This window comes from Mesorhizobium sp. M4A.F.Ca.ET.020.02.1.1 (assembly GCF_004022645.1).
Classification (GTDB): Bacteria; Pseudomonadota; Alphaproteobacteria; order Rhizobiales; family Rhizobiaceae; genus Mesorhizobium.
In genome coordinates this window covers 1-6674 of the sequence record NZ_RZOI01000305.1, presented here as the reverse complement: position 1 = coordinate 6674, position 6674 = coordinate 1, and the positions used below count along the sequence as shown (strand labels likewise).

The 6674-nt window shown below is 63.2% G+C and carries 7 protein-coding genes; 3 read left to right on the top strand and 4 right to left on the bottom strand.

The window, feature by feature from the left end; all coding sequences use genetic code 11:
• A partial coding sequence (locus EN742_RS19115; protein WP_128333151.1) for a DUF2244 domain-containing protein occupies nucleotides 1–361 on the bottom strand: 361 nt, incomplete at its 3' end.
• Nucleotides 362–383: 22 nt separating this feature from the next.
• On the opposite strand from EN742_RS19115, the gene nth reads away from it, so the two are divergent.
• Complete coding sequence (gene nth, locus EN742_RS19110) at nucleotides 384–1190, top strand: endonuclease III (RefSeq protein WP_127406194.1); 807 nt, start codon at nucleotides 384–386, stop codon at nucleotides 1188–1190.
• A gap of 51 nt (nucleotides 1191–1241) precedes the next feature.
• Here the strand turns inward: nth and EN742_RS19105 are convergent, their stop codons facing one another.
• Entirely contained in the window at nucleotides 1242–1697 is a 456-nt protein-coding gene (locus tag EN742_RS19105) for a DUF2214 family protein (RefSeq protein ID WP_127406193.1), read from the bottom strand.
• Nucleotides 1698–1907: 210 nt separating this feature from the next.
• On the opposite strand from EN742_RS19105, the gene EN742_RS19100 reads away from it, so the two are divergent.
• Nucleotides 1908–2444: a GNAT family N-acetyltransferase gene (locus tag EN742_RS19100; protein ID WP_126058315.1), complete on the top strand. Its 537-nt coding sequence runs from the start codon at nucleotides 1908–1910 to the stop codon at nucleotides 2442–2444.
• A 7-nt stretch (nucleotides 2445–2451) separates the two neighbouring features.
• On the opposite strand, the gene EN742_RS19095 is transcribed toward EN742_RS19100, so the two are convergent.
• Entirely contained in the window at nucleotides 2452–4929 is a 2478-nt protein-coding gene (locus EN742_RS19095; protein ID WP_127407178.1) for an EAL domain-containing protein, read from the bottom strand.
• Nucleotides 4930–5258: 329 nt separating this feature from the next.
• A complete protein-coding gene (locus EN742_RS19090; protein WP_127422865.1) occupies nucleotides 5259–6011 on the bottom strand; it encodes an IclR family transcriptional regulator in 753 nt (250 codons plus the stop codon).
• Between the two features lie 203 nt (nucleotides 6012–6214).
• Here EN742_RS19090 and EN742_RS19085 point away from each other — a divergent pair.
• Nucleotides 6215–6674 (top strand): tripartite tricarboxylate transporter substrate-binding protein (locus EN742_RS19085; protein WP_281034976.1); only part of this gene is annotated, 460 nt, incomplete at its 3' end.

Here is a 6674-nt window from a genome sequence, read left to right as displayed (position 1 = left end):
AGCGCGCCCAGAACGGATTGAAGCGGTGCGCCTCCGACCTGCCCGATGGCGCGGTCTTGCGAATGTCGAGGCTGGTGCGCGACACCGAGACTTCCTCGCGAGCGCGGGCGGCACGGTAGTTGACGCGGAAGGCGATGTAGACGGCGATCACGTCGAGCCCGAAGAAGCCGAACACCGGCCAGGCGCCGCGCGACAGGAAGAAGGCGCCGGTGGCCAGCCAGCCGAAGGACAGCGCGCCCATAAGGACGAAAAAGCCGGTGCGGCCGAGCGAGCGGTGCGGTGTCAGCAAGGCGTGGAAGAAGGGCTCGTCAGCCTGGAAGAAGGGCTCGTCAGCCTGGAAAGAGGCGTTTGTGTCGCTCATGCCTGGATATTATAGGAAGGGAATGGCAAGCCCCAAGACGAAAAAATCCCCGATGGCCAAAAATGCATTGCCGCCCGGCCGGCGCGACGGCTCGAACGCCAAACCGCGGCCGAGGCCGACGCGATCACGGCACCTCTACAGCCCGGCCGAGGTGCGCGAGATTTTCCGGCGGTTTTCGGTGCAGCGACCGGAGCCGAAGGGCGAGCTCGAGCATGTCAACGCCTTCACGCTGCTGGTGGCGGTGGTGTTGTCGGCGCAGGCCACCGATGCCGGCGTCAACAAGGCGACGCGGGCGCTGTTTGCGGTCGCCGACTCGCCGCAGAAGATGCTGGCGCTCGGCGAAGCGAAAGTCGGCGACTACATCCGCACCATCGGCCTCTGGCGCAACAAGGCCAAGAACGTGATCGCGCTGTCCAAGGCGCTGATCGACGAGCATGGCGGCAAGGTGCCCGCCGACCGCGACCAGCTGATCAAGCTGCCGGGCGTCGGGCGCAAGACCGCTAATGTCGTGCTCAACATGGCCTTCGGCCAGCACACGATGGCGGTCGACACGCATATATTCCGCATCGGCAACCGCCTCGGGTTGGCGCCCGGCAAGACGCCGGAACAGGTCGAGCAGGGGCTGCTGAAGATCATCCCGGCCGAGTATATGCGCCATGCGCATCACTGGCTGATCCTGCATGGCCGCTATGTCTGCAAGGCGCGCAAGCCGGATTGTCCGGCCTGCGTCATCGCCGACATCTGCAAGGCGGCGGAGAAGACGGCCGAGATGCCGGCGCCGCTGGTGCCGATCGCGCCGCTTTCGGAGACGGTTGCCGCCGAGGCTTGAAGCGGTGCGCAACCCCGACGGAGACCGCGCCGCGCAGTTTCCCGGAATTGCTCAGGAGCCGTAGCCGCGCGCCATAGCCGCCGCGAAGACCGGGATCAGCAGGAAGATGAAGGCTTCGGCGCGGACATAGGTCTTGACCGAGGCGAGCTCCGCCGCCGGCACCTGAAAGCCGGGAGTGGCGCCGGCCTGCCGGTTCCAGGAAATGAAGCGGATGGTCGGAATGATCGACAAAAGGCCGACGATGACGAAGGCCGTCATCTTTGCCCAGAACATCCAGTTGTAGATGTAGAACTCCCAGCCCTTCAGGCCGTAGAAGACACGGCCGGCGCCGACGATGACGATCAGCGCGGCGATGATGCCGTAATGGCGGTCGATGCCGACAAGGCGCTTCAGCGTCGCGGCGGGCAGATCGCCGCGGAGCAGCACGAATTCGGCGCCGATGATGCCGGCCAGCGAAAACACCAGCAGATGATGGATGATGGCCAGCACGAGGTCGGTGGTATCCATGCATTTTCCTCTGGTTGGATGATATGCGGGCTGAATCAGATTTCCGCTAAGACTAGCATCGCCGGACAGAATTCCCAGACACGGCGGGCAGCTAGCTGCCCTGGCGTGATGGGACGTTCTGGTCTGGAGGATGATCCGGACCGCCGTGGCCCTTGTTCGGTGCGGGAGGTTTGCTAGGCGCCTTCTTGACGTTCAAGCGAGGCAAGTTCCATGGGCAGTCCAAAGGCAACCGGCGTGCCGGTCATCGAAACGGCGCGGACCATCCTGCGGGCGCACCGGCTGGACGATTTCGACGCCTACGTCGCCATGTGGGCCGATCCCGCCGTCACCCGCTTCATCGGCGGCAAGCCGCGCACGCGCGAGGAGAGCTGGATGCGCTTCCTGCGCCATGCCGGGCTGTGGTCGCTGATTGGCTATGGGTTCTGGGCGATCGAGGAGAAGGCGAGCGGCCGCTTCATCGGCGAGGCTGGCTTCCACGATTTGAAGCGCGATATCGAGCCATCGATCGATGGCGTGCCGGAGGCCGGCTGGGCGCTGGCCTCGGAAGCGCATGGCCGGGGACTGGCGAGCGAAGTGGTCCAGCGCGCTCTCGCCTGGGGAGACGTGACGTTCTCACCGGCCAGAACCGTCTGCATCGTCGATCCGGAAAACACAGCGTCGCTCAATGTTGCGGCCAAGTGCGGCTACAGGGAAATCCTGCGCACCACCTATCACGACAATCCGACGATCCTGCTGGAGCGGCGGTAGAGCCCCGTCATCCAGCCTTGAGCAGCTTTCGCGCCACGGCGTTCTGCGTATCAGCGTGCGGCGCGGCGCCGGGGTCTAGCAATTTCGTGCGTGCATCGAACGGTTGCGGCCTGGCGATCGCATAGCCCTGGGCATAGTCGACGCCGATCGATTTCAAGGCCGTGACGATGCTCTCGCTTTCAACGAACTCGGCAATGGTGCGCTTGCCCATCACCTTGCCGATATGATGGATCATCTCGACCATGGCACGGTCGATGCGATCCTCCAGCATGTCCTTGACGAAGCTGCCATCGATTTTCAGATAGTCGACGGGCAAGTGCTTCAGATAGGCGAAGGACGACATGCCGGAGCCGAAATCGTCGAGAGCGAAACGGCAGCCCAGCTCGCGCAACTGGGCAATGAAGCGCATGGCGTTGGCGAGGTCGGCGATGGCGCTGGTCTCGGTGATCTCGAGGCAGATGAGCTTCGGCGGGATGCCGCTGATCTCGAACTGCTCGCGCAGGAAGTCGAGAAACGTCTCGTCGCCGAAGCTCGCCCCGGACAGATTGATGGCGCAGGTGGCGATCGGAGCGGCCGCTGGATCGGCAAGGCGCGCGGCCAGAACGGCGAAGGTGCCGCGCACGACCCAGCGGTCGATCGACGGCATCAGCCCGTAGCGCTCGGCTGCCGGAATGAAGCTGGCCGGCGAGACAATGGAACCATCCTCGTCCGTCAGCCGCAGCAGGATTTCGAGATGCGCCCCGCCTTCCGCCGCGGCGGCGCTGAGCGGCCATATCTCCTGGCAATAGAGCCTGAAGCGGTTTTCCTCCAGCGCGGCGTGCAGACGCTGCACCCAGGCCATTTCCGTGAACCGTTCCCGCAGGGCCGTGTCGCTGTCGCTATGCAGCTGAACCCGATTGCGGCCCTTTTCCTTGGCCATGTAGCAGGCGACATCGGCGGCCTGCAGGGTTTCTTCAAGCGTGACTTTGGCATCCACAATCTGGACCATGCCGATGCTGACGCTGATGGCGAACGGTCTTCCGGTCCATGAGAAATGCAGGTCTTGAACGGTCGCGCGCATCCGTTCGGCAATGTCGGCGGCGAGATCCAGGCTGCAATCGAGGAGGAGGACGCCGAATTCGTCGCCGCCCAGTCGCGCCAGAATGTCGCCCGGCCGGAGATCATTGCCGAGCAAAATGGAGACCTGACGCAGCAGCTGGTCGCCGGCGGCGTGGCCGCATGTGTCGTTGACCAGCTTGAACTGGTCGAGATCCAGATACATCAGGGCATGCTGCCCGGGTCGATGGTGCAAATCCTGGATGGCCTTCTGCAGGCGGCTCTCGAAGTCGCGGCGATTTGCAAGCCCCGTCAGTTCGTCGTGCGATGCTTGCCATGAAAGGCGCTTGATGTAGTCCTGTTCGCGCGTCATGTCGTGGAAGGCGAGCACGGCGCCGACGACTTCGCCGGACACCAAAAGCGGTGCGCCAGTCAGGGAAATGGGAACGACCGAACCGTCGGCGCGCTGCAGCAGTCGCGGGCGGGCATTGGAACGCCTCGGCTCGCCGGCCAGCAAGCGCTCGATCCATTGCGTCTCCTCGACGCCGCTGTCCTTGTCGACGAGCTTGAACAGTGATGCGATCGGTTTGCCTCTCGCCAGCTCGAACGTGTGCGCCAGCAGGCGTTCGGCGACAGCGTTCATGTAATCCAGCCGCCCATCGGAATTTGTGCTGATGACGGCCTGGCCGATCGAAGCAAGCGTGATCTGGGCCCGTTCGCGCTCGGCATTGAGCGCGTTCTGGAAAGCCTGGCGTTGCGCCAGGAGTTTGCGCGTGCGCCACACTGCTAGCAGGATGAGCAGAGCGGCTGTGGCGAGATTGGCCAGCGTCAATGCAATGTTGATGAAACGCGAACCCTCTCCCAGGCTGTCAGAGAACGCCTTGGACAGAGGGCCGATCTCATCGTTGAGCCGGTGGATCTCTGCCTTCCAGGCGCCGACCTGGTCCGACGATACCCGTCCTTCCGCGACCTTCCGGTGGATTGTCTCGCCCAACTCGTCGAGCGCCAGGATCATGTCGTCTGCAGCCGCCCAGCGCTGAATGGCGACGTCGAGGTAGCTGAACCAGCGAAAATTTCGGAACAACCAGATCATTCCCGCGACGTCGTCGGCGTGATTTCCACCCTGCACGAAACCGGCGCGCGCCGCCTCGGTGTCGGGCTCGGCCTGCTCAAGTGCCAGCCGCGCCGCATGATCGGCCAGCGGAACGGCAATTGCGGTGCGATACTCGTTGAAGAAATCCGTCTTGCCGGTATCGGCATAGAGGCTGAGGAAATAGATGGCCTCTTTCTGTCCTTTCGACCAATGGCTTTCGCCGCCGACATAGGCGCGAACCGCCGAAAGCGTATAGAGGCTGCCGCCGGCGACCAGAGCCTGGACAAGGACCACGAGGATGAATGGCCAGACCAAGCCGACAAGACGTGGGCTGGAAAGCGCCGGTGACAGCCTCATCAAGCTTCCATGGAAATTGCCATGGCCCCCGTGAACCCGCTGGGCCTGACCGAGGCAATTGCAGGCCAGGCGAAACCTCTCTCCCTCATGTCGCTGCTCGTCATGCGACAACAGCCCGAGTAGCATGTCGGCCTTAACAGCCAATAAACTTGCCGAGTATTTTTACTCGAGACAGCCTGTCTTCTTCCACATGTTGCTTTCGCAAGGGTATAGGATAGGATTTTAGGCAAATACTATTTCAGTTCGACTGCTTCCAATTTGCCGGCGCTCGAAAGCCTGACAAATCGGGACCAAGTCATGGAAACAAAGTTCAAAGAGTTTCCAGTGCCTTATCGGCGATGAACGGCTTTCAAACTTGCTCGTTCGAGCATCGAGGCGTCTTCGCCGAAGGCGCGGGTGGCGCGAGCCGCCGCCTCGAGCAAGGGCGCGGTCATGCGGCGCAGAAAGGCTGCGTCCACGCGCGTTCTTGGGCCGGCAAGGGTGAGTGCGCCGAGAAGAGTCCGGCCGGGTCCAAAAACAGGCGCCGAGACGCCAGCCGTCTCGGGATCGCGGTCGCCCACCGACAAATGGTGATAGTCCGCGCGGATGGTATCGTAGGGCTCGCCCTGCTCGCCGGAGAACGCGGCGAGTACACGGCCGCCGGAACCCGCCAGCAAGGGCAGCACGTCGCCCTCGCGGATGGTGTAGCGGATCGGATGCTTGGATTCGACGCGGTAAAGGCAGGTGCGGACATCGCCGGAGCGGACATAGAAGGCGACGCTTTCCCAACTCCGCTCCGACAGATCTCGCATGATCGGCAGCAGGACATCCATCGCCACCACCGAGCGCTGGTAGAGCGCGCCAAGCCTGAAGGTGGCCGGTCCGATGCGATAACGCCCGTCGTCAAGCCGTTCCAGCAATTGGCCGCGCATCAGCGAGTTGGCCAGCCTCAGTATCGTGCTCTTGTAAAGGCCGGTGCGGGTCGCGATCTCGGCCAGGCCGAGCGAGCGATCGGCGGGCGTGAATGCGTCGAGAATGGCGATGGCGCGGTCGAGAGCGGCAACGCCTTCGGTGGAAGTCGGGCTGGCAGGTGTATTTTTCATCCCGATGATGATTTCATGTTGGTCGCCCCGTCCAGGCCAAGCCTGGATGATGCGATTTTGTCGTGGCAAAATCGTTCTGTCTAGTAGAATGCCATTCCCGTTGACAGAACGCAGTCACAAATGCTTGAACTCGAAGGCGGGTCTGAATTCAGGCCACGTCTTTGGCAGGCACCGGAGGAGGTGTCGTGATTTGGAGGAGTCCCATGCTGAACAGACGCAGATTCTTGACGAGCACCGCGGCCGGCATCGCGGCATTGCACTTCACACCCGCCTTCGCACAGGACGCGCCGCAACTCCAGATCTTCGTTCCCGCCGCGCCTGGAGGCGGCTGGGACCAGACGGCCCGCACGATCGACCAGGTGCTGCGTTCTGAAAAGCTGATCTCCGGCTCGCAGATCACCAATGTCGGCGGTGCCGGCGGCACGGTCGGCCTGCCGCAATTCGTCAATCAGTGGAAGGGCAAGGGCAATTCACTGATGGTGGCCGGCATGGTCATGGTCGGCGCCATCATCGCCAACAAGTCCGCGAACAACCTGACCGAAGTGACGCCGATCGCCCGCCTGACCGGCGAGTTCGAGGCGCTGGTGGTGCCTGCGGCATCGCCGTTCAAGACCGCCGCCGATTTCGTCGCCGCGCTCAAGGCCGATCCGACCCAGGTTCCGG

Bases quoted from the DNA above. Each gene is read 5' to 3' on its own strand.
- nth (WP_127406194.1), top strand. From the start codon at position 384: ATGGCAAGCCCCAAGACGAAAAAATCCCCGATGGCCAAAAATGCATTG.
- EN742_RS19105 (WP_127406193.1), bottom strand. From the start codon at position 1,697: ATGGATACCACCGACCTCGTGCTGGCCATCATCCATCATCTGCTGGTG.
- EN742_RS19100 (WP_126058315.1), top strand. From the start codon at position 1,908: ATGGGCAGTCCAAAGGCAACCGGCGTGCCGGTCATCGAAACGGCGCGG.
- EN742_RS19095 (WP_127407178.1), bottom strand. From the start codon at position 4,929: ATGAGGCTGTCACCGGCGCTTTCCAGCCCACGTCTTGTCGGCTTGGTC.
- EN742_RS19090 (WP_127422865.1), bottom strand. From the start codon at position 6,011: ATGAAAAATACACCTGCCAGCCCGACTTCCACCGAAGGCGTTGCCGCT.